General features: G+C 75.3%; 24 protein-coding genes. 15 read left to right on the plus strand and 9 right to left on the minus strand.

The genetic code is table 11. From position 1 onward, the window contains the following. The first annotated feature begins 512 nt into the window (after positions 1-512). The 6 genes from ABT247_RS01950 (at position 513) to paaE (ending at position 6275) form a co-directional block, all read left to right on the plus strand. On the plus strand, positions 513-1886 hold the full coding sequence (locus ABT247_RS01950) for a M20 family metallopeptidase (protein ID WP_350736424.1): 1374 nt from the start codon (positions 513-515) through the stop codon (positions 1884-1886). Positions 1887-2280: 394 nt separating this feature from the next. Then, positions 2281-3261 carry a 1,2-phenylacetyl-CoA epoxidase subunit PaaA gene (paaA, locus tag ABT247_RS01955; protein WP_350736427.1) on the plus strand — a complete coding sequence of 327 codons (981 nt, stop codon included), beginning with the start codon at positions 2281-2283 and terminating at the stop codon, positions 3259-3261. 83 nt (positions 3262-3344) lie between these two features. Continuing rightward, on the plus strand, positions 3345-3611 hold the full coding sequence (gene paaB, locus ABT247_RS01960; protein WP_217680971.1) for a 1,2-phenylacetyl-CoA epoxidase subunit PaaB: 267 nt from the start codon (positions 3345-3347) through the stop codon (positions 3609-3611). Continuing rightward, on the plus strand, positions 3595-4527 hold the full coding sequence (gene paaC / locus ABT247_RS01965; protein WP_392897882.1) for a 1,2-phenylacetyl-CoA epoxidase subunit PaaC: 933 nt from the start codon (positions 3595-3597) through the stop codon (positions 4525-4527). Before paaB ends, paaC begins: the two co-directional genes overlap by 17 nt. After that, positions 4521-5063, plus strand: coding sequence for a 1,2-phenylacetyl-CoA epoxidase subunit PaaD (gene paaD / locus ABT247_RS01970; protein WP_392897879.1), 543 nt, complete (start codon positions 4521-4523; stop codon positions 5061-5063). The genes paaC and paaD overlap by 7 nt, the downstream gene beginning before the upstream one ends. After that, a complete protein-coding gene (gene paaE, locus ABT247_RS01975) occupies positions 5064-6275 on the plus strand; it encodes a 1,2-phenylacetyl-CoA epoxidase subunit PaaE (RefSeq protein WP_350736435.1) in 1212 nt (403 codons plus the stop codon). A gap of 66 nt (positions 6276-6341) precedes the next feature. Here the strand turns inward: paaE and ABT247_RS01980 are convergent, their stop codons facing one another. After that, positions 6342-7529: an NAD(P)-binding domain-containing protein gene (locus ABT247_RS01980; protein ID WP_350736437.1), complete on the minus strand. Its 1188-nt coding sequence runs from the start codon at positions 7527-7529 to the stop codon at positions 6342-6344. A gap of 40 nt (positions 7530-7569) precedes the next feature. After that, positions 7570-7941: a YbjQ family protein gene (locus ABT247_RS01985; RefSeq protein ID WP_350736439.1), complete on the minus strand. Its 372-nt coding sequence runs from the start codon at positions 7939-7941 to the stop codon at positions 7570-7572. A gap of 123 nt (positions 7942-8064) precedes the next feature. Here ABT247_RS01985 and ABT247_RS01990 point away from each other — a divergent pair, with 123 nt between their 5' ends. From ABT247_RS01990 to ABT247_RS02000, 3 genes are all read left to right on the plus strand, one after another. After that, positions 8065-8994 (plus strand): hypothetical protein, encoded by a 930-nt coding sequence (locus tag ABT247_RS01990; RefSeq protein ID WP_350736442.1) that lies wholly within the window; start codon positions 8065-8067, stop codon positions 8992-8994. Between the two features lie 50 nt (positions 8995-9044). Then, a complete protein-coding gene (locus tag ABT247_RS01995; RefSeq protein WP_350736445.1) occupies positions 9045-9599 on the plus strand; it encodes a hypothetical protein in 555 nt (184 codons plus the stop codon). A gap of 148 nt (positions 9600-9747) precedes the next feature. Next, on the plus strand, positions 9748-10527 hold the full coding sequence (locus ABT247_RS02000) for an aminoacyl-tRNA hydrolase (RefSeq protein ID WP_350736448.1): 780 nt from the start codon (positions 9748-9750) through the stop codon (positions 10525-10527). Positions 10528-10710: 183 nt separating this feature from the next. Here the strand turns inward: ABT247_RS02000 and ABT247_RS02005 are convergent, their stop codons facing one another. The 3 genes from ABT247_RS02005 to ABT247_RS02015 are packed head-to-tail and all read right to left on the minus strand — an operon-like array spanning position 10711 to position 13152. Beyond that, positions 10711-11457 carry a hypothetical protein gene (locus tag ABT247_RS02005; RefSeq protein ID WP_350736451.1) on the minus strand — a complete coding sequence of 249 codons (747 nt, stop codon included), beginning with the start codon at positions 11455-11457 and terminating at the stop codon, positions 10711-10713. A 34-nt stretch (positions 11458-11491) separates the two neighbouring features. After that, entirely contained in the window at positions 11492-12238 is a 747-nt protein-coding gene (locus ABT247_RS02010) for a hypothetical protein (protein WP_350736454.1), read from the minus strand. Further along, positions 12235-13152, minus strand: coding sequence for an ABC transporter ATP-binding protein (locus ABT247_RS02015; protein ID WP_350736457.1), 918 nt, complete (start codon positions 13150-13152; stop codon positions 12235-12237). The genes ABT247_RS02010 and ABT247_RS02015 overlap by 4 nt, the downstream gene beginning before the upstream one ends. A gap of 175 nt (positions 13153-13327) precedes the next feature. On the opposite strand from ABT247_RS02015, the gene ABT247_RS02020 reads away from it, so the two are divergent. Both ABT247_RS02020 and ABT247_RS02025 read left to right on the plus strand, forming a co-directional pair. After that, entirely contained in the window at positions 13328-14572 is a 1245-nt protein-coding gene (locus ABT247_RS02020; RefSeq protein ID WP_350736460.1) for a sensor histidine kinase, read from the plus strand. 89 nt (positions 14573-14661) lie between these two features. Next, on the plus strand, positions 14662-15273 hold the full coding sequence (locus ABT247_RS02025; protein WP_502892365.1) for a response regulator: 612 nt from the start codon (positions 14662-14664) through the stop codon (positions 15271-15273). A 10-nt stretch (positions 15274-15283) separates the two neighbouring features. On the opposite strand, the gene ABT247_RS02030 is transcribed toward ABT247_RS02025, so the two are convergent. The 3 genes from ABT247_RS02030 to modA form a co-directional block, all read right to left on the minus strand. Then, the gene (locus ABT247_RS02030; RefSeq protein ID WP_350736466.1) at positions 15284-16378 is read right to left on the minus strand and encodes an ABC transporter ATP-binding protein; all 1095 of its coding nucleotides are present in this window, start codon (positions 16376-16378) and stop codon (positions 15284-15286) included. 144 nt (positions 16379-16522) lie between these two features. Further along, the gene (locus ABT247_RS02035) at positions 16523-17353 is read right to left on the minus strand and encodes an ABC transporter permease (RefSeq protein ID WP_350736545.1); all 831 of its coding nucleotides are present in this window, start codon (positions 17351-17353) and stop codon (positions 16523-16525) included. 41 nt (positions 17354-17394) lie between these two features. Further along, the gene (gene modA / locus ABT247_RS02040) at positions 17395-18249 is read right to left on the minus strand and encodes a molybdate ABC transporter substrate-binding protein (RefSeq protein ID WP_350736469.1); all 855 of its coding nucleotides are present in this window, start codon (positions 18247-18249) and stop codon (positions 17395-17397) included. 389 nt (positions 18250-18638) lie between these two features. On the opposite strand from modA, the gene ABT247_RS02045 reads away from it, so the two are divergent. The 4 genes from ABT247_RS02045 (at position 18639) to ABT247_RS02060 (ending at position 23280) form a co-directional block, all read left to right on the plus strand. Then, a complete protein-coding gene (locus ABT247_RS02045) occupies positions 18639-19706 on the plus strand; it encodes an RNA ligase (ATP) (protein WP_350736472.1) in 1068 nt (355 codons plus the stop codon). A 200-nt stretch (positions 19707-19906) separates the two neighbouring features. Continuing rightward, positions 19907-21271, plus strand: coding sequence for a cytochrome P450 (locus ABT247_RS02050; protein ID WP_350736474.1), 1365 nt, complete (start codon positions 19907-19909; stop codon positions 21269-21271). 236 nt (positions 21272-21507) lie between these two features. Next, positions 21508-22104, plus strand: a complete 597-nt coding sequence (locus tag ABT247_RS02055; protein ID WP_350736477.1) for an RNA polymerase sigma factor — start codon at positions 21508-21510, stop codon at positions 22102-22104. Between the two features lie 204 nt (positions 22105-22308). Continuing rightward, the gene (locus ABT247_RS02060) at positions 22309-23280 is read left to right on the plus strand and encodes a hypothetical protein (RefSeq protein WP_350736480.1); all 972 of its coding nucleotides are present in this window, start codon (positions 22309-22311) and stop codon (positions 23278-23280) included. 117 nt (positions 23281-23397) lie between these two features. Here ABT247_RS02060 and ABT247_RS02065 read toward each other — a convergent pair whose 3' ends face one another. Further along, the gene (locus ABT247_RS02065; protein WP_350736482.1) at positions 23398-24888 is read right to left on the minus strand and encodes a cation:dicarboxylate symporter family transporter; all 1491 of its coding nucleotides are present in this window, start codon (positions 24886-24888) and stop codon (positions 23398-23400) included. Positions 24889-24936 lie beyond the last annotated feature (48 nt).

The following is a 24936-nucleotide window of genomic DNA, read 5'->3' on the forward strand; positions in this document are numbered from 1 at the left end:
CGCTGTCACCCATCCGGCGTGGAATTGCCGTGCCTTGGCGGTTTGCGCTGCCGAACCCGGGCGGCGGGTCCATGGTGGAGATGGGCGCGATCCGGCGACCGCGTCCGCGCGCCGATCCGGGCCCGAGTGCCGAGCGTCCGCCGCCGTTGTCCGACGGGTGTCCCAGGCCGGGGCCGGTACCGGCACGCTGGGAGCAGGGCCACCTCGCAGGAAACCGAACGGTTCTTCTAGGCTCACATCTCGGCTTCCCTGCGGCGGTCCGGCCTCTGCGCCCGACTCCAGGAAGCCGCCGTGCACGGCGCTCCGGGCGTACCGGGCGCCGGATCGAGCGAGGAGGACACCATGCCAGGCACGCCGCCCAGCCGTTCCACCGCACTTGGGCCAGACGGGCCGTTCCGACCGGCCGTCCATCACCCCGGCCGACCGGTGGGGTCCGTACGGGCCTGGTACCGGGGCGGGAGCGGCCGGCCGGTACGGCCGCTGAATACCGGCGGCGGCCGCGGAGGCGAGCGTTGAGTCCCCAGATCGTCGGGTCGGCGGACGCACCGGGTGCCACCGCCGAACCCGAGCGCGTCCCGGTGACGGCTCCGGTCTCCCCGGGCGCCGACTCCCTCGCCGCTCACGCGACCCCGACCTCCCCCACCTCCGCGCCCGCGACCCCGACTTCCGCCGCCCGGACCTCCGCCGCGCCGGCCTCCACCTCCGCGACCGCGGCGCTGCCCGGTCTTCCGCAGGCGCTCAGCGCCCGAGCCCGCACCCTCGCCGGGGCCGTCCGGCGGCGCTGCGCCGACCTGGCCCGGATCGAGTCGCCGAGCGGGGACGCTCCCAGACTCGACGCGCTGGCCGAGGAGTTGGCGGCCGGCTTCCGGGCCACCGGGGCCACCGCCCGCCGCGAACCCGGGCCGGCCGGTGACCACCTGGTGCTGGAGTGGCAGGGGCGGGACGAGACCCTGCCGCACCTGCTGATCGTCGGCCACCACGACACCGTCTGGCCGGTCGGCACCCTGGCCGACTGGCCGGTCGCCGAGCAGGACGGCCGGCTCAGCGGGCCCGGCGTGGTCGACATGAAGGGCGGACTCGCCGTCCTGGAAGGCGCGTTGGCGCTGCTCGCGGATCTCGGAGAGCGGCCGCACCGCACCGTGCGGCTGGTCGTGGTCTCCGACGAGGAGGTCGGCAGTCCGGACGGGCGCCGCCTGGTCGAGCGCCAACTGCGGGGCGCGGCGGCGGTGCTGGGGTTGGAGCCGCCGCATCCGGACGGCCGGCTGAAGACGGCGCGGCGCGGCAGCACCCGGGTCCGGCTCACCGTGACCGGCCGGGAGGCCCACGCGGGCAACGACGCCCACGACGGGGTGTCGGCGGTGGACGAGCTGGTCGACCAGCTGGTGCTCGTCCGCGGCCTCGCGGGCCAGCCCGGCACCGAGCTCAACGCCGGCCGGATCTGCGGGGGTTCGCGGGCCAACGTGGTGGCCGGCCGGGCCGAGGCGGAGCTCGGCCTGCGGTTCGCCACGGCCGAGGCGCAGCGCCGTACGCTGGACAACCTCGCCCGGCTGACCGCGCTGCGACCCGGCGCGCGGGTGCGGACGGAGGTGCTGTCCAGCCGCCCGGCCTGGCCGGAGCGGACCGGCAACCCGCTGCTGCGGCACGTGCGTTCGCTCGCCGCGGTGCTCGGGCAGCAGGTGGACGGCGCCCCGGCGGGCGGGGCCGGTGACACCAATCTGCCGGGCTCGCGGGGCCTGCCGACACTGGACGGTTTCGGCGCGGTGGGCGCCGGCGCCCACGCCCGGCACGAGTACATCCGGCTGGACCAGCTCGCTCCCCGGATCGCCCTGCTCGCGGCCCTGCTGGCGGTGCCGCTGCCGCGGCTGCGGGACCGCGTGGAGGGCTGAGGCGGCGGGCTGAGTCGAAGGGCTGAGCGGCCTGGCCGGGAAGCCTGGCGGCCGACGGCGCCGAGGGCGGACGGCCGGCGGCAGCGCGCTGACCGATCGCGGCGGCCGGATCGCGGCGGCCGGATCGGGACGAACGGGTCGCGGCCGGCGGATCACGGCCAGGGGGTCGCACAGCCCGTGGATCACGGTCGACGGATCGCAGCTGACGGAGTACGGATCCCGTCGGCTGCGATCCGTTTCCCGTGCGCCCGCCCATGATCCGCCGGTCCCTTGCCATCCCGCGGCCTCGCCACGCACAATGGTACCGACCGAACGGTCAGTCGGTTGGCGTCCGGCGCCGGCGCGGGCCAGCCCGGCGCGGGACAGCGCAGCGGGAACACGAGAGGGGACCGTGGTGACAACAGAGGTGACCGAGGCGATCCCCGCACAGTCGCCGGAGGACCGCTTCGAGGCGGTGATCTCCGCCGAGCAGCGGATCGAGCCCAGGGACTGGATGCCCGACGCCTACCGGGCCACCCTGATCCGCCAGATCGCCCAGCACGCCCACTCCGAGATCATCGGCATGCAGCCCGAGGGCAACTGGCTCACCCGCGCGCCCTCGCTGCGCCGCAAGGCCATCCTGCTCGCCAAGGCCCAGGACGAGGCCGGCCACGGCCTCTACCTCTACGCCGCCGCCGAGACCCTCGGCGTCGACCGCGCCGAACTCACCGAGAAGCTGATCAGCGGCCGCCAGAAGTACTCCTCGATCTTCAACTACCCCACCCTCACCTTTGCCGACGTCGGCGTGATCGGCTGGCTGGTGGACGGTGCCGCGATCTGCAACCAGGTCCCGCTCTGCCGCTGCAGCTACGGCCCCTACGCCCGCGCCATGGTGCGGATCTGCAAGGAGGAGTCCTTCCACCAGCGCCAGGGCTACGAGCTGCTGATGACCCTGATGCGCGGCACCGAGGCCCAGCGCCGGATGGTCCAGGACGCCGTCGACCGCTGGTGGTGGCCGTCGCTGATGATGTTCGGGCCCCCGGACGCCGACTCGCCGAACACCGCCCGCTCGATGGCCTGGCGGATCAAGCGGCACACCAACGACGAGCTGCGGCAGCGGTTCGTGGACATGACCGTCCCGCAGGCCGAACACCTGGGCGTCACCCTCCCCGACCCCGAGCTGCGCTGGAACGAGGAGCGCGGCGGCTGGGACTTCGGCGAGCCGGACTGGTCCGAGCTGACCAGGGTCATCCACGGCCAGGGCCCCTGCAACGCCCAGCGGATCGACCGCCGACGGGCCGCCCACGAGGACGGCGCCTGGGTGCGCGAGGCGGCCGCCGCCTACGCCGCCAAGCGCGGCGCCGAGCAGCACACCGAACAGGAGAGCGGAAAGTGACCGAGCCCAAGGCCGGGTCCACGGCACAGCCCACGGCCGGATCCCCGGCAGCGCCCACCGCCGGGGCCAAGGCGGCCTGGCCGCTGTACGAGGTGTTCGTACGCCCCCGGCGCGGCCTGAACCACGTCCACGTCGGCTCGCTGCACGCGTCCGACGACCGGATGGCGTTGCTCGCCGCCCGGGACCTGTACACCCGCCGCAACGAGGGCGTCAGCCTCTGGGTGGTCCGCTCGGACGCGATCACCGCCTCGACCCCGGACGAGCGCGACCCGTTCTTCGAGCCCAGCGGCGACAAGGTCTACCGCCACCCGACCTTCTACGACATCCCCGAGGATGTCCCGCACATCTGACGGGGGAGCCACCGTGCACGACCACACCGCGTCCACCGAGGACGACCACGTCTACCTCAGCCTCACCGACGCCACGCCCGGCCCCGAGGGCGAGGGCCGCTGGGCCTACGGGACGGGCTTCGCCGACCCGCTGCTCGGCGTGGACACCGCCCTGCCCGCCGGACTGGACGGCGCCGACCTCGCCGCCTACTGCCAGATGCTCGGCGACGACGCCCTGATCCTCGCCCAGCGGCTGATCGAGTGGTGCACCCGGGCGCCGGAGCTGGAGGAGGAGGTCGCGCTCGCCAACCTCGGCCTCGACCTGCTCGGCCAGGCCCGCCTGCTGCTCACCCGGGCCGGCCAGGCGGACGGCTCCGGCCGTACCGAGGACGACCTGGCGTACTGGCGGGACGAGCACGAGTTCCGCAACGTCCGCCTGGTCGAGGCCCCGAACGGCGACTTCGCGTACTCCGTCGCCCGGCTGCTGCTGTTCGCCACCGCCCGCGGCGCCCTCTACGAGGCGCTGGGCAGCCACCCGGACCCGGTACTGGCCGCGGTCGCCACCCGGGGCGTCAAGGAGCTCGCCTACCACCGCGAGTACGCCACCGCCTGGACGCTGCGGCTCGGCGACGGCACGCCGCACTCGGCGGAGCGGATGCAGGCCGGGCTGGACGCGGTGTGGCCGCTGCTGGAGGAGCTGTTCACCGGGCACCCGGTGGAGCTGAGGGTCGGCGTCGACCCGGCGGAGCTGCGCGGACCCGTGCTGCGCTCGCTCGGCGCCGTCATCGCCGAGGCGGGGCTGACCGTGCCGGACGTCCCGCCGCTGGCCACCGTGCTCGGCCGGGCCGGCCGGGACGGGGTGCACACCGAGGCGCTCGGCCCGTTGCTGGCCGAGCTCCAGGTGGTGGCCCGCGCGCACCCGGGGGCGACGTGGTGACGGGCACCGGGACCACCACCCGCGACCTCGCCTGGTCGGTCGCCGCGGCCGTCCCGGACCCGGAGCTGCCCATGCTCACGCTGGCGGACCTGGGCGTGCTGGCCGACGTCGAGGTCGACGGCGCCGACGGCGCGGTGACCGCCTGGCTCACCCCGACCTACTCCGGCTGCCCGGCCGTCGCCGAGATGGCCGCCGACGTGGACCGCCGACTGCGCGCGGCCGGGTACCCGGAGGTCCGGGTGCGGCTGCGGCTGGACCCGCCGTGGTCCACCGACCTGATCACCCGCGAGGGCCGCCGCAAGCTCGCCGAGGCCGGGATCGCGCCGCCGCGCCCCGGCTCGGCTGCCGCCGCCGGAGGTCCCGTCCCGCTCACCCTCGGGCCCGCCCGCACCGGAGCCGCCGCCGTCCCGGTGCCCTGCCCGCAGTGCGGCGGCACCGACACGGAGGAGCTGTCCCGCTTCGGCTCCACCGCCTGCAAGGCGCTCTGGCGCTGCCGCGCCTGCCGTGAGCCCTTCGAACGCGTCAAGGAGATCTGAATGCCCGCCGCCTCTCCAGCCGCCTCCGCAGCGTCCGGGGCGTCCGCCACGTCCCCGGCCCCTGCCGACGCCGTGGACGCGCTCGACGCCGTCGACCCGCTCGACGCCGTGGCCGCCGTACGACCGGCGCGCCGCCCGGCCTTCCACCGGCTGCGGATCGACCGGGTGGAGCGGCTCTGCGACGACGCCGTGGCGGTGACCTTCGAGGTGCCGGACGAGCTGGCGGCCGAGTACGCCTTCCGGCCCGGGCAGACCCTGACCCTGCGCAAGGTGGTGGACGGCGTCGACGAGCGCCGCTCCTACTCGATCTGCGCCCCCGTCGGCGGCCCGCTGCGGATCGCCGTCCGGGAGGTGCCCGGCGGGCTGTTCTCCCGCTGGCTGGTGCGCGAGGCCCGGCCCGGCGAGGAGGTGGAGGTCCTCACCCCGTCCGGCCTCTTCACGCCCGAGCTCGGCGTCCCCGCCGACCACGTGCTGCTCGCGGCCGGCTCCGGCATCACCCCGATGCTGTCGATCGCCGCCTCCGTCCTGGCCGCCGACCGGCGCTCCACCGTCACCCTGCTCTACGGCAACCGGCGCAGCGACACCGTGATGTTCGCGGACGAGCTGGCCGACCTGAAGGACCGCTACCTCGACCGGTTCCAGCTGGTCCACGTGCTCTCCCGGGAGACCAGGGACGCCGAACTGCTCAGCGGCCGACTGGACGGAGAGCGGGTGCGGGCGCTGCTCGCGGCGCTGGTGGACGTGGGCGGTGTCGGGCACTGGTGGCTGTGCGGCCCGTTCGGCATGGTCGCGGACGCGAAGGAACTCCTCGCCGACCTGGGCGTGCCCGGTGAGCGGGTGCACCAGGAGCTGTTCCACGCCGAGGACGAGCCGCTCGCCGAGCGCGACGAGGACGGGGAAGGCGCGGACGGCGACGCCCTGGGCGGCAGCGGAGAGCGCAGCGAGGTCACCGTCGTCCTCGACGGCCGTGGCAGCACCCTCACCCTGCCGCGCGACCGCTCGATCCTGGACGGCGCCCAGCGCTCCCGCCCCGACCTGCCGTTCGCCTGCAAGGGCGGCGTCTGCGGCACCTGCCGTGCGCTGGTCACCGAGGGCGAGGTGGACATGCGACGCAACTTCGCGCTGGAGGAGAAGGAGCTGGCGGCCGGGTACGTCCTCACCTGCCAGGCCCGCCCGGTCACCGACCGGGTGACGGTCGACTACGACCGCTGACCGGTCCGCCGAGGGAGCCGGCGCCCGGCAGGGTCCCTCGAACGGGAGCTGCCGGGCGGCCGGGACTCAGACGGCGACGGCGGCCCTCCCGGGCCCGGCCGGTGCCGACCGGGGCCCGGCCGGTGCCGTCCCGGGCTCCTTCGCCGGGTCCCCGAGCAGTTTGACCAGGTCGTTGACGGCGGCGCGCCCGGCCCGGTTGGCGCCGATGGTGCTGGCGGACGGACCGTAGCCGACCAGGTGGACGCGCGGGTCGGCGGTGGCGCGGGTGCCGGTGAGCGCGATGCCGCCGCCGGGGGAGCGCAGGCCGAGCGGCGCCAGGTGGCCGACCTCCGGCCGGAATCCGGTCGCCCAGACGATTGCGTCCACCGCCAGCTCCTGGTCGCCCCAGGCGACGCCGTGCTCGGTGAGCCGGTCGAACATCGGTCGGCGGTGCAGCGCGCCCAGCTCCTCGGCACGCCGGTAGGCGACCGAGGGGCCGAGGCCGGTGACGCTCACCACGCTGCGCACCGGCAGGCCCAGGCGGACCCCCTCCTCGACCCGGGCGACCACCGCGCGTCCGTACTCGGGGGTGAACGGGCCGTCGTGGTACACGGGTTCGGAGCGGGTGACCCAGACCGTCTCGCCGACCGCCGCGACCTCGGACAGCACCTGGATCGCCGAGGCGCCGCCGCCCACCACCAGGACGCGCCGACCGGTGAACTCCTCGGGGCCGCGGTAGTCGGCGTAGTGCAGCTGGCGGCCCGCGAAGTGCCCCGGGTAGTGCGGCAGGAAGGGGCGGGTCCAGGTGCCGGTGGCGTTGACCAGCGCGCGGGTGGACCAGGTGCCCCGGTCGGTCTCGACCAGCAGCCGGGAGGTGGGCAGCTCCGACTCCGCGCGCACCGCGCGCACCGAGACCGGGCGTACGACCGGGAGCGCGTGCCGGGCCTCGTACGCCGCGAAGTACCCCGGCACCACCTCGCGTGCGGGTGCCTCCGGGTCGACCGGTGGCAGTTCGGCGTCCGGGAGGTCGTGGAAACCGTGCACGGTGGCCATCCGCAGGGACGGCGAGCGGTGGGCCCAGGCGCCGCCGGGCGAGGCGTTGCCGTCGAGCACGACGAAGCCGCCGTCGACGCCCTCCCGGTGCGGGGCGAAGCCGCGGCGGCGCAGGTGGTAGGCGGCGGACAGACCCGCCTGCCCGGCGCCCACCACCAGGACGTCCACGCGTTCGGGGGCGGCGCCGGACCCGGCACCGTTCGTTGCACCGTAAACAGTCACGCCGGTGAAACATCCCGGCGGCAAGGACTGTTCCCCGGCGTCAGGCGATGGGGGAGATGACCGCGGCCGTGCCGTAGGCGCAGACCTCGGTGCCGACGTCCGCCGCCTCGGTCACGTCGAACCGCATCATCAGCACCGCGTTGCCGCCACGCGCCTTGGTCTGTTCGACCAGGCGCTGCATCGCCTCGTTGCGGCTCTCCACGAGGGTCTTCGTCAGCCCGCGCAGCTCACCGCCGATCAGCGACTTCAGCCCGGCGCCGATCTGGCTGCCGAGGTGGCGGCTGCGCACGGTGAGCCCGAACACCTCGCCGATCACGTGGTCGACCCGGAAACCGGGGATGTCGTTGGTGGTCACGACCATGACGTCGGCGTTCGGGCCCTGCCCGCCGCCGTACTCGTTGATGTCAGCCATGCCGCCCATCCTGCCGGGGTCCTGCGTCCGGGTGAGGCAGGCACGGCCAAGGGTGGCCGAGAAGGCCTCGAGAAGCTGGATCAGACCGGTGATCGGGCGGCCGAAAAGCCGTACCGTAGCCCCATGGGCGAGCGAAACGATCATCCGCAGGGGCCGGGCGCGGCGGAGTACTCCGGCGCGTCGGAGATCGAGGCGACGGTGGTGCTGGGCCTGCGGATCACCGACTGGCCGGCACTGCGCGCGGCCGCGATCAGAGCCGTCGAGGACCTGGACTTCGCGGGCGTCGACCCGGCCGGCCAGCGCCGCGAACTGCTGCGCGAGGTGGCCGAGGACGCCAACGCGGCGCTCGGTGCGCTGCTGCACCCCGACCGGCTGGTGGCCGTCATCCCGGGCGTCGAGGCGATCGGCGGCACCCTGGAGATCAGCGTCACCGAGGACTTCACACCGGATTTCGCCGACCTGTTCCCGCTCGACGGCGAGGACGAGGACGGCGGCGCGGGCGCCGACTGGACGCTCACCCCGCGCACCGCCTGCCTGCTGCACGCCCAGCTGATCGGCCTGGGCGACGCCGCGTACGACGACCTGGACGAGCACGGGGACGACCCGGTGGTCGACGACGAGGACGCCGACTGGACGGTCTTCGCCCGGCTGCCCCAGCGCACCTGGCACCTCCACCGGGGCTGGCGCCGCGCGATGGCCCGGGCCTTCGACGACCTGGCCGACGACCTCGCGCTCGGCGAGTGGCCGCTGCCGCGCTGCCTGGCCGAGGAGATCGCGCTGCGGATGGCGCTGGTGGACGCCCGGGCGCTGCTGGGCTCCCAGCCCGAGTCGGTGGCCGACATGATGGGCGACCTGCCGGCCGACCTCTACGACTACGACTGGGACGGCTGCCACGACGAGCTGTTCGGCGTGTACGGACCGGACGAGGGGGACCCGGAGCTCAGCGCGGAGCAGCGCACCGAGCTGCTGCTGGCGGCGACGCACCCGGAGGGGTGGTTCCTGACGTACGAGGACGCGGAGGAGCGGGACCCGCAGCGCGGGTACCGGCGCTGAGCGGAGGCCGGGCGGCGGCGTCGGACCGACCGGGCGGTTAGGCTGCGGGCATGTCCGATACGTCTCATGTGACCGGCATGTCCGCCTCCTCCGGCCCCTCCGGCCCCGCCGAGGCTTCCGGCGCGTCGGGCGCGTCCTCGCAGGAGCCGGGCGGGGAGGAGTCGGCGCTGACCCGGATCGCCCTCGGACTGGGCGGTGTGCAGGCGGCTCAGCGCGGGCGCACGGCGGAGGCGCGGGCCAGTTTCGAGGCGCTCTGGGACGCGCTGGGAGAACGGGACGTGTTCCACCGCTGCGTCCTGGCGCACTATCTGGCCGATCTGCAGGAGGACCCCCGGGCCGAGCTGGAGTGGGACCGGCGGGCGCTCGCGGCTGCCGACTCGCTGACCGCCGAGTGCGCCCGCACCTACGAGTCGGCCCACCAGGTGCGCGCCTTCTACCCGACGCTGCACCTCAACCTGGCCTCGGACCACCTCAAGCTCGGTGAGCCGGAGCGGGCGCGCGAGCAGCTCGAACGGGCGGTGCGGAGCCTGGACGCGCTGCCCGCGGACGCCTACGGCGCGGGCATCCGGGCAGCGGTGGACGAACTGCGGCAGCGGCTGCGCTGAGGTCCCGGGGCGCGGCGGACGGCCGGGCCGGGTGGTCCTCGGCGGCGGTTCGGCGGTGGTTCGGCGGTGGTTCGTGCGCGGTCCGGGGCGGTCCGGAGCGGCCGGGGGCGGACCGGGGCGGGCGGCGGGGGGCTGGCATCCTGGACGGGTGACTTCTCCGTACGACGCCCCAGCGCTCGACTCCCCGGTGGCCGACGCCCCGGCCCCCGTTCCCGCTGCCGCCGAGGACGTTCCGGCGCCCGCCGACTCCGCTGCTCCCCAGGGCCGCGACGCGCGGCCGCAGTACGTGCTGCCGCTGGTCGTCCGGTTGGAGAAGGCCACGCCGCCGGGGCGGACGGACGCGCTGGAGACCTCGGCGCGGGCGGTGCTCACGCTGCTCGCCGACCCGAGGGTGACCGAGGCGGACGGCGAGTGGGCGGAGCGGGTCACGGCGTGGGAGGACGCCCGGATCCGCAAGGTCGTCCGGCGGGCCCGCGGCGGCGAGTGGCGCCGCGCGGGGGAGCTGCCGGGCGTCACCGTGCGGGGACGGGAGGCGGAGGTGCGGGTGTTCCCGCCGATCCCGCTGGACGGCTGGCCCAAGGAACTCGCCAAGCTCCAGGTCTCCGGGACGGACCTGGAGGAGACGGCCGAGGTCGGGGCGCCCGAGCCGGGGCTGCCGGTGCTGTGGCTCAACCCGGAGCTGGAGATGAGCGCCGGCAAGACGATGGCGCAGACCGGGCACGCCGCCCAGCTCGCCTGGTGGCGGCTCGACGACGCGCAGCGCAAGGAGTGGGCGGAGTCCGGGTTCGCGCTCGCCGTCCGGACGGCCCCGGCCGAGGCGTGGGCGGATCTGGTGGGCAGCGGTCTCCCGGTGGTCCAGGACGCCGGCTTCACGGAGATCGCACCGGGGAGCTGCACGGTGATCGCGGACCATCCGGCGCTGCGGTGACGCCGGCCGGCTGACGACCGGCGCCGGCTCGCGGCCGGCGGGCCCGCGAACCGGGATCGCGGATCGCGCCGGGCAACCGGACGGCCCGTAGAGCCGTAGAGCCGGAGAGCCGGACGGGCGAACAGGCAACGGTCGCCTGTTCGCCCGTCCGGCGCCCGTCCGGCGCCCGTCTCCCCCCGTTCGCTACGCGCCCGGGCCCTCGTAGCGCCGCATCGCCCGCAGCCCGCCGTACACCGCCGCGGTGGTCCAGAGCGCCATGATCAGCAGCGCGGTCCAGTGGCCGTAGTGGACGCCCGGCTCGGTCGCGGTGCGCATCGCGTACAGTCCGGCGCGGTCGGGCAGGAACTGGGCGGCCTCCCGGACGCCGGGAACCGCGGTCAGCCAGGTCGTGCCGAGGAACACCATCGGCGTGAGCAGGCCGAGCGCCGCGCTGAAGTTGCCGAGCATCGCGGTCAGTCCGAGGCAGAGCAGCACCATCATCGGGTGGTAGAGCACGCCGGCCAGGAAGCTGCGGCCGAGGCCCGGGGTGGACAGGTCCAGCCCCGCGGTCTCCCGGACGGCGAGGAAGGATCCGGCCGTCGACACCAGTCCCACCAGCAGGCCGAGTCCCGCGCCGAGCGCGAGCTTGGCGCCGTAGAGCCGGTCGCGCCGGGGCACGGCGGTGATCGAGCCGCCGATCATCCGGGTGTTGAACTCCTGCCCGATCAGCAGGATTCCCAGGCAGGCCAGGGCCACGTGCCCGAACAGCAGTCCGTAGTAGATCCCCCCGGCCGGGTCCTCGCCGGGGGTGTGGTCCTTCGCGCCGTAGACGGCGTTGACGGCCGCGGTCACCCCGACGGTGACCACCACCGAGGTCAGCGGCGCCGCCCACTGGGAGGGCAGGGTGGTGAACTTGATCCGTTCGGCGCGCAGGGCGTTGCCGAGGCTCATTCTCGTTCTCCTTCGATCGGTCGTCCGCCCGCGGTCAGCCGGCCCGTCGAACGGCCCGCAGGCCGCCGTACGCCGCCAGCGCCGTCCAGAGCGCCATGATCAGCAGTCCGGTCCCGTGCCCGTACGCGACCTGCGGGTCGTCGGCGTAGTGCAGCGCGTACTGGCCGGCCCGGTCGGGGAGGAACTGGACCACCCGGCGGACTCCGGGCACGCCGGCCAGCAGCGGCGAGAGCAGGAACACCGTCGGGCCCAGCAGGCCCATGGCGGCGGTCAGGTTTCCCAGCAGCGCGGTCGCCCCGAGGCAGAACACCACCAGCAGCGCCGGGTACAGCACTCCGGCCACGGCCGCCCGGGCGAAGGCGGGGCCGTGCCAGGCGCCGGGCACGGTCGCCGCGTACCCGGCGAAGGCACCCGCCGTGCCGAGCGCGCCCGCCCCGAGCCCGACCAGCGCGCCCACGGCCAGCTTGGCGCCGTAGAGCCGGCCCCGCCGGGGGACGGCGGTGAGCGAGACGTCGAGCATCCGGGTGTTGAACTCCTGGCCGAGCAGCAGCACACCGAAGGCCACCAGGGCCGCCTGGCCGAAGTTGAGACCGTAGAAGACGCCGACGCCCGGGTCGTCGGTGATGGAGCGGTCCCTGCCGCCGAGGACCGCGCCGACGGCCGTGGTGGTGCCGACGGCGAGCAGCACGGCGAACAGCGGTGGGAGCCAGAGCGAGCGGAGCGTGGTGAGCTTGATCCGCTCCGCCCGGAAGGCGTCGGCGGCGGACGGCCGGGCGCTCATGCGGCGGCCCCCGCGCGGTACTCGACGCTGTCGGCGGTCATCCGCATGAACGCCTCCTCCAGGGAGTCCTGTTGGACCGCGATCTCGTACAGCACCACGCCGGCGGCGGCGGCCAGCGCCGCGACCCGCTCGGGCTCGGCGCCGGCCACCTCCCAGGCGCCGCCGTCGACCTCGACGGCGTCGAGGCCGTGGCCGCCCCCGCCGAGCAGGGCGGCGAGTTTGGCCGCGTCCACGGCGCGGACCCGGACCCGGGTGCGGCCGTGGCGGTCGATGAACTCGGAGGTGGCGGCGTCCGCGAGCAGCCGGCCGCGACCGATCACCACCAAGTGGTCGGCGGTGAGCGCCATTTCGGTCATCAGGTGGGAGGAGACCAGCACCGCCCGGCCCTCGGCCGCCAGGTCGCGCAGCAGGGTGCGGATCCAGCGGATGCCCTCCGGGTCCAGGCCGTTGACCGGTTCGTCCAGCAGCAGCACCGGCGGATCGCCGAGCAGGGCCGCCGCCACCCCGAGGCGCTGGCGCATCCCGAGCGAGAAGCCCCGGATCCGGCGCTCGGCCGCCTCCGTCAGCCCGACCTGGGCCAGCACCTCGGCGACCCGCCGCCGCGGCAGGCCGTTGCTCGCGGCGATCCAGCGCAGGTGCCCCCGCGCCGTCCGGCCGCCGTGCAGGGCGTGGGCGTCCAGCAGTGCGCCGACCTGCCGCAGCGGCGTGGCGAGTTCGGCGTACGGGCGGCCGCCGACCAGGGCGCGTCCGGCGGTGGGGCGGTCGAGGCCGAGGACCAGCCGCATGGTGGTGCTCTTCCCGGCGCCGTTCGGGCCGAGGAACCCGGTCACCACGCCGGGCCGGACCTCGAACGACAGGTCGTCGACGACCCGCCGGCCGTCGTACTCCTTGGTCAGGCCCTGGATCTCGATCACGGCCGCCTCCCTCCTCGCGGTGGTCACCGTCCGCGGCCCGGACGGTGGTCCCATTCGACCGGAGCGGGCGGCCGGGCGGATCCCGCCGGGGCGGGGACGCGACTCCCTCCGGGGAGGGAGCGCCCGGCAACCCCCGGGGGACCCGGCAGCGCCGGCGAGCTGGCAGGATGGCCCGATGCCACGTCAGACCATGTTCCGGCTCCGACCGCGCCGGGGCGGACGGCCCGGAGGCACGCCGCGCAGGGCCCTCGCGCCGCTGGTGGCCGGTGCCACCTACGCCCGGCTGCTGCACCTGCTGGTCGGGTGGATCTTCGCCGGCGTGATCCTGATGATCTATCCGGGGACGTACGACAAGACCCTCGGCACGATCCTGGTGCAGGCCGTCTCCCTGGACGTCGTGCTCCTCGTGCTGGTCGCGCTCGTCCCCGCCGCGCGCCGGGCCGAGGGCGTTCAGGCGCGGCTGCTGCTGGTGCCCGACCGCGAGGAGGACATCGGCGTGGAGCCCTCCCGCACCTGGACCGACCGGCGGCGCACCGCGGGCTGGTTGGTCGCACGGGTGGCCCTCGGTTCGGCGGTCGGCTTCGCGATCGTCCTCGGGCTCGCGCCGGCCTTCGACCTGCTGACCGGGCCGGACGCCCTCCGGTACCTCCCGCTGGCCCCGCTCCTGGCGTTCGGCTACGGCTGGCTGGCGGTCTGGGCGGGGCGCCTGCAACTGGCCATGGCCGCGCGGCTGCTGGGGCCGTCACCGGCGGAGCGGCTGGCGGAGGCGGAGCTGCGGGCCGAACGGCTGCTGGAGCGCAACCGGTTGGCCCGCGAGCTGCACGACTCCATCGGCCACGCGCTGACGGTGACGGTCCTCCAGGCCGGTGCCGCGCGGGAGGTCGGGGACGCGGCCTTCGTCGCCAAGGCGCTCGAAGTCATCGAGGAGACCGGGCGGCAGGCCATGGAGGACCTCGAACGCACCCTCGTCCTGCTGCGCGAGACCCCGGCGGGAGCCGCCGGCGGCGCGGCCACCGAGCAGCCCGGCGTCGAGCAGCTCCCCGCGCTGTTCGACACGGCCCGCGCGGCCGGCAACCCGGTCGAGGCGCGCATCGAGGTGCCGACCGGCGCGCTGCCCGGAGTGCTCTCCCGGGAGTCCTACCGGATCGTCCAGGAGGGCGTCACCAACGCGCTCAAGTACGCGCCCGGCGAGCCGGTCGACGTCCGGATAGCCGTCCGGGACGGCCGGTTGGAACTGCGCTGCGCCAACCGCCTGGCGCCGGCGGCGGGGCGGGGCACGCCGCGCAGGGGCGGCAAGGGGCTGCGCGGCATCCGCGAGCGCGCCACCCTGCTCGGGGGCGAGGCCACCGCCGGGCCCTCCGCCGACGGGGACGGGGCGTGGGTGCTCGACGTCCGCCTGCCCCTACGCTTGGGCTCGTGACGAACGATCTTGGAAACGGCCGGGGGAGCGCGGCGAGCAGCCCGACCGACATCCTGCTCGCCGACGACGAGGACCTGGTCCGGGCCGGGATGCGCGCCGTCCTGGAGGCCCAGGGCGACCTGCGGGTGGTCGGCGAGGCGGCCGACGGCGCGCAGGCGGTGGCACTGGCCCGCGCGTTGCGACCGCAGGTGGTGCTGATGGACGTCCGGATGCCCGTCCTGGACGGCCTGGCGGCCACCCGGGAGCTGCTGCGACCCGACGGGTCGGGGCAGCGGCCGCCGCGGATCCTGGTGGTGACCACCTTCGAGAACGACGACTACGTGTACCAGGCGCTGCGCGCGGGCGCAGACGGGTTCCTGCTCAAGCGCTCCCGCCCGGCCGAGATCGCCCACGCGGTGCGGCTCGCGGCCGCGGGCGAGTCGCTGCTGTTCCCGGCCGCCATCCGCCGCCTGGCGGCCGGGCACGGCAACCCCGCCGCCCGGGCTGCCATGACCCGGGCGGCACTGACCGAGCGCGAGGCGGAGGTGCTGCGGCTGATGGCGCGGGGGCTCAGCAACGGGGAGATCGCCGAGCGGCTGTTCCTCGGGGTGCAGACGGTGAAGACGCACGTCAGCAGCGTGCTGGCGAAGCTCGGCGCGCGGGACCGCACCCAGGCGGTGATCGCGGCGTACGAGTCGGGGTTCGTCGAGCCCTCGGAGTGACGGCTCGGGATCAGGCCGGGTAGGCGTGGGCCTGGGTGGCCTTGACCGAGGCCCAGACCGTCGCCCCCGGAGCCAGCCCCAGTTCCGCGACGGCCGCCGGGGTGAGGTCGGCGGCCATCGGCAGGCTCCCGGCGAGCTCGGCGCGCACCTGGTCGCCGTGCAGGTCCAGGCCGGTGACCCTGAGCTGCCACAGGTTGCGCGCGCTGGACTGCGGCCGGTCCCGGTGCAGCGTCACGGCGGAGGGCGGGAAGGCCACGAAGGCCGGGCCGCTCAGCTCCTCGGTGGTCACCACGACCGTGCCCTCCGGCAGGGTGACCCGGGTGCCCTCGGCCCGGCCCTGGTACAGGTTGAGGCCGACCAGACGGGCGATGTAGTCGGTGCGCGGCCGCCGGGCGACCTCGGCCGCGGTCCCGGACTGCACCTCCCGGCCGTCCTCGATCACCACCAGCCGGTCGGCCAGCACCATGGCGTCCAGCGGGTCGTGCGTGACGAGCACCGCCACCGCCTCGAACTCGGCCAGGTGGCGGCGGAGCCGGGCCCGCACGTCGAGCCGGGTGCGGGCGTCCAGCGCGGCCAGCGGCTCGTCCAGCAGAAGCAGCCGGGGCCGGACGGCCAGCGCGCGGGCGAGTGCCACCCGCTGGGCCTGCCCGCCGGAGAGCCGGCCCGGGCGGACCGAGGCGTGCTCGGCCAGGCCCATCCGGTCCAGCCAGGCCGCCGCCTCGGCCCTTGCCTCGCGCTTGGGGCGGCCCTGGCAGCGCGGCCCGAAGGCGATGTTGTCGAGTGCGCTGAGGTGCGGGAACAGCAGGTAGTCCTGGAACACCACGCCGACCGGCCGCTCCTCCGCCGGGGTGTGCAGGCGCCGGGCCGGCTCCTCCAGCACCCGGCCGTCCAGGCGCAGGTGGCCGCCGGTGAGCGGGAGCAGTCCGGCGAGGGCGCGCAGTGCGGTCGACTTGCCGGCGCCGTTCGGGCCGAGCAGTGCGATCACCTCACCGGGGGCGGCGGTGAGGGCGAGGTCGAGGGTGAACGCGGCGCGGTCGACCCGGAGGCGGGTGTCCAGGGCGGGACTCGGGACGTCCTGCGTGCTCGAGGTGCTGAACGTGCTCATCGTCGTCATCGACTCCGGGTTTCGGCTCTGCGCTGGCGGTGCGGGAGGGGGCAGGGGCTGGTTCCGGGGCCGGCTCCGGAGCGGCCGCCGAGGCGCCACCAGGGGGCCGCCGCCGGGCCGGGGCCGCCGGGGCCGCTCGGACCGCTAGGGGGTGGACATCCAGCGGTCGCGCAGGCCGACCAGGACGGCGACCGAGACCGCCAGCAGGACCAGGGACAGGGCGATCGCGGCCTCCGGGTCGGACTCCATGGCCAGGTACACGGCCAGCGGCATGGTCTGGGTGCGGCCGGGGAAGTTGCCCGCGAAGGTGATCGTCGCACCGAACTCGCCGAGCGCCCGGGCCCAGGCCAGTACGGCTCCGGCGGCGATCCCCGGCGCGATCATCGGCAGGGTGACCCGGCGGAACGCCGTCAGCCGGGACGCCCCCAGCGTCGCGGCCGCCTCCTCGTAGCGCGGGTCGGCGGCCCGCAGCGCGCCCTCGACGCTGATCACCAGGAAGGGCATCGCCACGAAGGCCTCGGCGATCACGACGCCGGCGGTGGTGAAGGGCAGGGTGATGCCGAAGGCGGAGTCCAGCCAGGAGCCGACGATCCCGCGCCGCCCGAGCACCAGCAGCAGTGCCACGCCGCCGACCACCGGGGGCAGCACGAGCGGCAGGGTCACCAGCGCCCGGACGACCCGCCGACCGGGCAGCTCGGTGCGGGCGAGCAGCCAGGCCAGCGGGACGCCGAGCACCAGCGAGACCGCGGTGGCGGCGGTCGCGCAGATCAGCGACAACCGCAGGGCGTCCCAGACGGCGTCGCTGGTGAGCTGCTCGGACAGGCCGCTCCACGGCGCCCGGACCAGCAGCCCTGCCAGCGGCAGGATCAGGAACACCAGGCCGACGAGTGCCGGGAGCAGCAGTGCGACCGGCAGGCGGTGCGCGCCCGGGCGGCGGCGCGGCAGGACCGGTTCGGGTCCTGCCGTCGCCGGCATGTCCAGGCCCGAGGAGCCGTCGCGGGCGGTGGTGCGTTCCCTCACGGTGCCTGGAAGCCCGCCGCGGTCAGCACCTGCTTGGCCTCGGGGGACTGGATGTACGCCACGAAGGCGGCGGCGCCGTCCTTGTTCGGGGCCTTGGCGAGCGCGGCGATCGGGTAGTCGTTCACGGCCTTGTCGGCCTCGGGGAAGTCCACGCCGTCGATCTTCGCAGCATCAGAGCGCACATCGGTCCGGTACACCAGCGAGGCGTCGACCTCGCCGAGCTCGACCTTGGTGAGCGCGCCCTTGACGTCCTGCTCCAGGGTGACCGGGGTCAGGTCGAGGCCCGCGGCCTTCAGCGCGGTCTGGGCGGCGGCGCCGCAGGGCACCTCCTTCGCACAGAGCGCGACCTTCACGCCGGAGGCGGTGAGGTCCTTCAGGCCCGCGATGTGCTTGGGGTTGCCCTTGGGCACGGCGATGGTGAGGGCGTTCTTCACGAAGGTCCTCGGCTCGCCGCCGGCACCGCCCGCGTCGGTGACGGTCTTCATGGTGGCCGGGCTCGCGGCGGCGAACACGTCCGCCGGGGCACCGGAGTTGATGCTGGCGGCGAGGGCGGAGCTGCCGCCGAAGTTGAACGTGACCTTGGTGCCCGGGTTGGCGGCCTCGAACTTCTTGCCGAGGTCGGTGAAGGTCTCCTTGAGCGAGGCGGCGGCGAAGACGGTGACGGAGCCGTGGGCCTTCGGGACGCTGCCGGTGGCGCTGCCCGTGGCAGCCGTGCTGCCGGCGCTGTTCGCGCTGCCGCCCGCAGCGGAGGAGGAGCCGCCGCTGCCGCAGGCGGTGGCCCCGAGGCCGAGGACGAGGGCCGCCGCGGCGGCGACGGCGAGTCTGCGGCTGGCGTGGGTGCGGGTGCTCATCGGTGCTTCCCCTCCAGGGTGCGCGCCGGAAGGGGCGCGGGGCGGGCCGCAGGTGCGGCCATTACGGCGATCATAGTGCCGCAAATGCGAGTGATAAATCCCCTGTCGCTTTGCACAGACGGGCTGCGCCGAGGGGCTCGGGGCCGCTGTGGGAAGGCTCAAACGGCGCAGGCCGTCGGGGGCCGGTCGGTTCGGCCGGAGGCGCCGGAGGCTCGGGCCGGCGGCGCCGGCGGGCGGCGGTCGGGCGCGGTGGCAGGTCGCGGCCCGGCCGGGAAAACCCGTCGCGTCGGGGCCGGCCAGGGGGACAGAGTGTTCGCAGCCCGGCCGTACGGCCGTAGCGCGGTCGTGCCGGGCGGGCCCAGTGAGCGAGCCAAGGGGGAGGAGCCCGCATGTCCACACTTCGAGTCACCGCCGAGAGGCTCGTCATCCTCGAGCACCCGAACGCCGACGCGCTGGAGCTGGCGCAGGTCGGCCTCTACCGCGCGGTGGTCGCCAAGGGTGCCTACCGGAGCGGTGACCACGCCCTCTACATCCCCGAACAGGCCGTCCTCCCGGCGGAGTTGATCGGCGAGCTCGGGCTGACCGGCAAGCTGGCCGGCCCGCGGGCGGACCGGGTGAAGGCGGTACGGCTGCGCGGGGAGCTCTCCCAGGGCATCGTCTGCCGGCCCGCCGCCCTCGGTGACACCGATCTGGCCGCGGCCGCGGAGCGGGGCGAGGACTTCGCCGAGCTGCTCGGCATCGTCAAGTGGCAGCCGCCGGTGCCCACGTCGATGAGCGGCGAGGTGGTCGGCGCACCGGACCTGCTGCCCTGGGTGGACGTCGAGAACCTCAAGCGCCACCCCGACGTCTTCGAGCCGGGTGAGCCCGTGGTGCTCACCGAGAAGCTGCACGGCAGTTGCTGCCTGGTCACGTACACCGCCGCGACCGGCGAGGTGCAGGTGTCCTCCAAGGGGATCGGCGCCCAGGGGCTGGCCCTGGTCGAGGACGGGCGCAACCTGTACTGGCGGGCGGTGCGCGCGTACGACATCCCGGCGGTGGCGGCCCGGCTGGCCGAGGAACTGGGCGCCGAGCGGGTGGGCATCTTCGGCGAGGTGTTCGGCGAGGGCGTCCAGGACCTGACGTACGGGGCCTCCGCGCGCAGCGGGCGGCCCGGGTACGCCGCGTTCGACGTCTCGGCCGTGATCGACGGACAGCTGACCTGGCTGCCGGCCGCCGAACTGCTGGGGGGCGAACTGCCGTTGGTGCCCGAGCTGTGGCGCGGGCCGTTCGACACCGCCACCGTCCTGGAGCACGCCCAGGGCGAGGAGACCCACTCCGGGCGCGGACTCCACCTGCGCGAGGGCGTGGTGATCCGGCCGGTGGCCGAGCGCTGGAGCCCGGTGCTGGGCGGGCGGGCGATCGCCAAGGTGGTCAGCGACGCCTACCTGACGCGCAAGGGCGGCACCGAGTTCGAGTGAGCGGGGAGGGCGCCGAGTTGGAGTGAGCGGGGGCGGCGCCGAGTTGGAGTGAGCGGGGGCGGTACCCGGTCCGAGTCAGCGCGAGGGACGGGAGGGCGGGTGCGCGTGGTGCGCACCCGCCCTCCGGCCTCCTCGCCGCGCTTCCGCGACTGAATACCCGTCAGTAAGGTTGAGGGGTCGCCAGCCCAGAAGGAGTGCCGATGACCACCGCAGCCGCCATACCCGGACCGGCCGGGAACCCGCTGGTCGGATCGCTCTTCGACCTCACCCGCCGTCCGCTGCGCACCTACCTCGCGGCCCGTCGCGACCACGGCGACGTGGTGCGCTTCCAGGCCGGCCCGCCCGGTCTGCGCGCCGAGTTCTACGGCGTGTTCTCACCCGACGGCGCCCACCAGGTGCTCGGCAGCGAGGCGGCCAACTTCCGCAAGGAGCACGACTTCTACGACGAGCTGCGGATCAGCGTCGGCAACGGGCTGCTGACCAGCCAGGACGGCGAGTACCAGCGCCAGCGCCGGTTGATCCAACCGCTGTTCACCCGGCGCCGGGTCGACGGCTACGCCGACGCCCTCGCGGAGGAGGCGCAGGCGCTCACCGAGCGGTGGCGGGCCGTGCCGGGCGGGGTGGTGGACGCGGCGGAGGAGATGTCGCGGTTCGCGCTGCGCGCGGTGGCGCGGATCCTCTTCGGCGCCGACGTGGAGGAGGCGGTGGAGGTCGTGAACCGCAGCTTCCCGGTGCTCGGCGAGTATGTGAAGGACCGCGGCTTCGCGCCCGTCCGGCTGCCGCGCGGCTGGCCGACGCCCGGCAACCGGCGCGGCGCCGAGGCGCAGCGGGCGCTGTACGGGATCTGCGACCGGATCATCGCCGAGCGGGCCGCGCGCGGGGGCGGCGACGAGGACGCGGACGACCTGCTGACGCTGCTCGGGCGGGCCCGCGGCGAGGGCGGGGAACGGCTGGATCCGTCCGAACTCCGGGACCAGGTGCTGGTGTTCCTGCTCGCCGGGCACGAGACGACCGCCACGTCGCTGGCCTTCGCGCTGCACCTGCTGGCCAAGCACCCGGAGCAGCGCAAGCTCGCACAGGAGGAGGCGCGGACCGTCCTCGCCGGGCGGGCGCCGACGGCGGCGGACCTGGAGCGGCTGCCGTACGTGACCCGGGTGCTGAAGGAGGCGATGCGGCTCTTCCCGGCGGCGGCACTGGTCGGGCGGCGGGCGGTGGAGGAGACGGTCATCGACGGGTACGTCATCCCGGCGGGGGCCCAGGTCATGGTCGCGCCGCTGGTCACCCACCGGCACCCGGACCACTGGGAGGAGCCGGAGCGCTTCGACCCCGACCGCTTCCTGCCGGAGGAGGAGAAGGCGCGGCACCGGTACGCCTGGTTCCCCTTCGGCGGAGGTCCGCGGGCGTGCATCGGGCAGCACTTCTCGATGCTGGAGGCGGTGCTGGCGCTCGGGGTGCTGCTGCGGGACTTCGAGGTGGAGGTGGTGGACCGGCGGGTGGCGCTCACCATGGGCATCACCCTGCGGGCGGCGAGTCCGATGCGGGTGCGGGTGACGGCGGTCGGCTGACGGCGGTGCGCCGACGCCGGCCCCTCGGCCGGGGGCCCGTCGGAAGGACGCCCCCGGCCGGCGCCGGACGGGCGAGGCGAACTCCCGTCCCCGGCTTGGCCAGTGACCAATTGTGCATGAATGACTGCGAAGAGTGAGGCGGCGAACTAGGATGCGATCCGTGTCACAACCGCTTCGGTTGGGCCGGGACCGGCTCCGACCGGGCGTTCGGAGTGCCGATTTCCGGGGAGAGCGGCATGGCGGATCACAGCGGACGGTGCCCGGCGGGGCGCGGCGACGAGTTCGGGCCGGCTCCCGCCGAACGCCAGTACGCGGAGGACTTCAACCGAGTCTTCACCGACCTCCTGCCGCGGCTCCACCACGCGGCCGCGACGCTCACCGGCAGCCCGCTCGCGGCCGGCGACGTCGTCCATGACGCCTATCTGCGGATCGCCCGCCGCCCGGAGCGGTTCCTCGGCCATCCCCAGCCCTACGCGTACGTGTTCACCACGATGACCAACATCCTGCGCGACCAGTGGCGTCGCGAGCGCCGCCGGGTGCCGCTGCCGGAGGTGCCCGAGCAGGCCGAGCCGGCGGAGGCCGGCCGCTCCGCGCCGGATCCGCAGTCCGGCGGGCTGGCCGAGCTCCAGGCGCGGTGGGAGGTGGTCCGGCTGCTCGGCTTCCTGACCGCCAAGCAGGCCAGGGCGGTGGTGCTGGTGGACCTCGACGGCTACTCCGTCGACGAGGCCGCCGACCTCCTCGGCCTGCACCGCAGCACGCTGGCCGTGACCCGCCGCCGCGCCCACCGCCGGCTGCGCGCCGTCCTGGAGCAGGAGCGCCGGCGCGGTTCCTGAGCGTCGGCCCGGTTCCTGAGCGCCGGCGCGGTTCCTGAGCGCCGACCCGGTGCCTGAGCGCCGGGCGGACGGCGTCCGGACGGAACCAGGACCGGGCGCCGGCCGCGACACCCGAGGAAGCATCCGACCCGTCCCTGACGTCCCGACGCACCGAACTGACGGCAAGTCGGCCGATGCGCCACCCCGGCCCGTACGCTGAAAATCGTGATCACGGACGACGACCACCGCCTGCGCGCCCTGGCCGAGGACGGCCGCTGGCCCGAGCTGCTCGCCGCCTACCGGCAGGGCCGGGCGGCGGCCGTCGCACAGGCCGGGGAGCGGGCCGCCGCGGCCCTGACCGCGCCGCTCGGCCACCTGATCGCCTACGCGGCGCCGCCCGAACTGGCCGTCCGGTTGTTCGACGCGGACGGTGGTGAGGGGACGGCCGCGGGCGTGGCCGACCACGACGCCGGTCCGATCTGGGAGGTGCTGGCGACCCGGCACTCCTGGCTGCGGCTGTCCCCGCTGCTCGGCCCGGCCCCGGTGCGCCGCCTGGTCGCGCACACCCGGGTGCTGCTCGGCGAGGACCTGTCGTACGGGGCCGAGCCCGACCCGGAGGGCGTACCGCTGCGGCTGGAGCCGTGGGAGGCGGCGGGCTGGGACGAGGCCTCCCGGGTGCGCGAGTACCTGCCGGGCGGGGGCGCGCGCAGCGCGGTCCTGACGCTGCCCTCCAGCCGGGAGGGGTTGGGCGAGGTCGAGCTGCCGGGGCCGGGCCCGGGCGCCCGGCTCGGCGGCCAGCGGGTCACCCGGGCGCTGGCCGAGCTGTCCGCGCTGGCGCCCTGGGCGGAGGTGGTCTGCGTACGCGGCCAGGCACCCTCGGCGGCCGCGGTGCTGGCCCGGGGTCGGCGGGTGGTCGGCGGGTACCTGCCGTTCGCGCTCGCGTACCCGGCCCTGGTGCAGGCCGCCGCGGTGGGCCGCACCCAGGGCGGCGCGCACGGGCGCCTGGGGCTGTGGCGGGCCCTGGGCGCGATGGCCGGCTCGGACGGTCCGGACCGGGCGGAGGTGAACGCCCTGGTCGCGCGGATGCGCTGCTTCACCTGGCAGGAGCCGGCGGCCGGGCTGCGCCACCTGCACCTCGCGCTGGAGGACCCGGCGAGCGGGGTGGCCTGGGCGGTCAGCGGCTCGCAGGACTTCTGAGGCTCCCCGCCCGGTGGCGGACCACCGTGGGAATCCCCCGTGGGAAATCCCCGGCCCGGCGCCGTTTCCGGGGTTGGTGCGGCGCCGAGCCGGGGAAGCGGGGTGGGGCCGGGCCGCTCAGGCGCCGGTGGACGCGGTGGACGCGGTGGATGTGGTGGACGCGGTGGACGCGGCCGGCGCCGGGGCCGCCGCGGGAGCCGCCTCCGGGGAGGGCGCGCCGCTGCCCGGGGCGTCGGGGGCCGGGTGGCCGTCGGGTGCGGGGTCGGCGTCGGGGCCGGGGTGGGCGTCGTGCGCGTCGACCAGGGTCCGTTCGTCGAAGGGCAGTTCGCCGCCCAGCACCCGGCGGGCGCGCTCGGTGTCCAGCTCCCCGGTCCACTGCCCGATCAGCACGGTGGCGACGGCGTTGCCCGCGAAGTTGGTGAGCGCACGCGCCTCGGACATGAAGCGGTCGATGCCGACGATCAGGCCGACGCCGTCCACCAGCGCCGGCTTGTGCGACTGCAGCCCGCCCGCGAGGGTGGCCAGCCCGGCGCCGGTGACCCCGGCCGCGCCCTTGCTGGCGATCACCATGAACACCAGCAGCGACACCTGCTCGCCGATCGACATCGGCTTGTCCATCGCCTCGGAGATGAAGATCGAGGCCATGGTGAGATAGATCGCGGTGCCGTCCAGGTTGAAGCTGTAGCCGGTCGGCACGGTGATGCCGACGACGGGGCGGCTGACGCCCAGGTGCTCCATCTTGGCGATCAGGCGGGGGAGCGCGCTCTCCGAGGAGGAGGTCGAGAGGATCAGCAGGAACTCCCGGCCGAGGTACTTGAGCAGTGCGAACACGTTGATCCCGGCGACCAGGCGCAGCAGCGCGCCGAGCACCACGACGACGAAGAGCGCGCAGGTGACGTAGAAGCCCACCATGATCACGGCGAGGCTCTTCAGGGCGGCCGTGCCGGTGGCACCGACCACCGCCGCCATGGCGCCGAAGGCGCCGATCGGCGCGACCCACATGATCATCGACATGATGCGGAAGACCAGCCGCTGCAGGTGCTCGATCCCGCGCAGGACCGGGGCGCCGACCGGGCCCATCGCCTGCAGCGCGAAGCCGGCCAGCAGCGCGACCAGCAGGGTCTGCAGCACCTTGCCCTGGGTGAGGGCGGAGAACAGGGTGTCGGGGATCATCCCGAGCAGGAAGTCGGTCGTCGACTGGGCGCCGCCGGCGGCCGCCTGGGCGTGGCCGGACTTGGCGAGCGCGGCGGTCAGGTGCAGGCCGCCGCCGGGCTCCAGCAGGTTGCCGACCGCCATGCCGATGGCCAGCGCCACGGTGGACATGGTGAGGAAGTAGCCGACGGCCAGTCCGCCGACCTTGCCGACCTGCGCCGCCTTGGTGACCGAGCCGATGCCCAGCACGATCGTGCAGAAGATCACGGGGCTGATCATCATCTTGATCAGGTTCACGAACCCGGTGCCGACCGGCTTCAGCTCGACGGCGAAGCCGGGGGCGGCCAGTCCGACCACCACGCCCGCGACCACGGCGGCGATCACGGCGAGGTAGAGGTAGTGGGTCCGGTCCTGGCGTCTGGGTCCCCCCGCCGTTGCGGCTCCAGCGATCGACATCTGCGGCTCCTTCGCCCTGCAGTCCTGGCGGCCCCGGGTGGTGGGCCG

This window comes from Kitasatospora sp. NPDC001539 (assembly GCF_040298565.1).
GTDB lineage: Bacteria > Actinomycetota > Actinomycetes > Streptomycetales > Streptomycetaceae > Kitasatospora.

Coding starts and splice junctions, on each gene's coding strand:
- ABT247_RS02065 (WP_350736482.1), bottom strand. CDS start 24,888: ATGTCGATCGCTGGAGCCGCAACGGCGGGGGGACCCAGACGCCAGGAC.
- ABT247_RS01985 (WP_350736439.1), bottom strand. CDS start 7,941: ATGGCTGACATCAACGAGTACGGCGGCGGGCAGGGCCCGAACGCCGAC.
- ABT247_RS02045 (WP_350736472.1), top strand. CDS start 18,639: ATGTCCACACTTCGAGTCACCGCCGAGAGGCTCGTCATCCTCGAGCAC.
- ABT247_RS02050 (WP_350736474.1), top strand. CDS start 19,907: ATGACCACCGCAGCCGCCATACCCGGACCGGCCGGGAACCCGCTGGTC.
- modA (WP_350736469.1), bottom strand. CDS start 18,249: ATGAGCACCCGCACCCACGCCAGCCGCAGACTCGCCGTCGCCGCCGCG.
- ABT247_RS02010 (WP_350736454.1), bottom strand. CDS start 12,238: ATGAGCGCCCGGCCGTCCGCCGCCGACGCCTTCCGGGCGGAGCGGATC.
- ABT247_RS01995 (WP_350736445.1), top strand. CDS start 9,045: ATGTCCGATACGTCTCATGTGACCGGCATGTCCGCCTCCTCCGGCCCC.
- ABT247_RS01990 (WP_350736442.1), top strand. CDS start 8,065: ATGGGCGAGCGAAACGATCATCCGCAGGGGCCGGGCGCGGCGGAGTAC.
- ABT247_RS02025 (WP_502892365.1), top strand. CDS start 14,662: ATGCGCGCCGTCCTGGAGGCCCAGGGCGACCTGCGGGTGGTCGGCGAG.
- paaE (WP_350736435.1), top strand. CDS start 5,064: ATGCCCGCCGCCTCTCCAGCCGCCTCCGCAGCGTCCGGGGCGTCCGCC.
- ABT247_RS02020 (WP_350736460.1), top strand. CDS start 13,328: ATGCCACGTCAGACCATGTTCCGGCTCCGACCGCGCCGGGGCGGACGG.
- ABT247_RS02005 (WP_350736451.1), bottom strand. CDS start 11,457: ATGAGCCTCGGCAACGCCCTGCGCGCCGAACGGATCAAGTTCACCACC.
- paaC (WP_392897882.1), top strand. CDS start 3,595: ATGTCCCGCACATCTGACGGGGGAGCCACCGTGCACGACCACACCGCG.
- ABT247_RS02035 (WP_350736545.1), bottom strand. CDS start 17,353: ATGCCGGCGACGGCAGGACCCGAACCGGTCCTGCCGCGCCGCCGCCCG.
- ABT247_RS02030 (WP_350736466.1), bottom strand. CDS start 16,378: ATGAGCACGTTCAGCACCTCGAGCACGCAGGACGTCCCGAGTCCCGCC.
- ABT247_RS02055 (WP_350736477.1), top strand. CDS start 21,508: ATGGCGGATCACAGCGGACGGTGCCCGGCGGGGCGCGGCGACGAGTTC.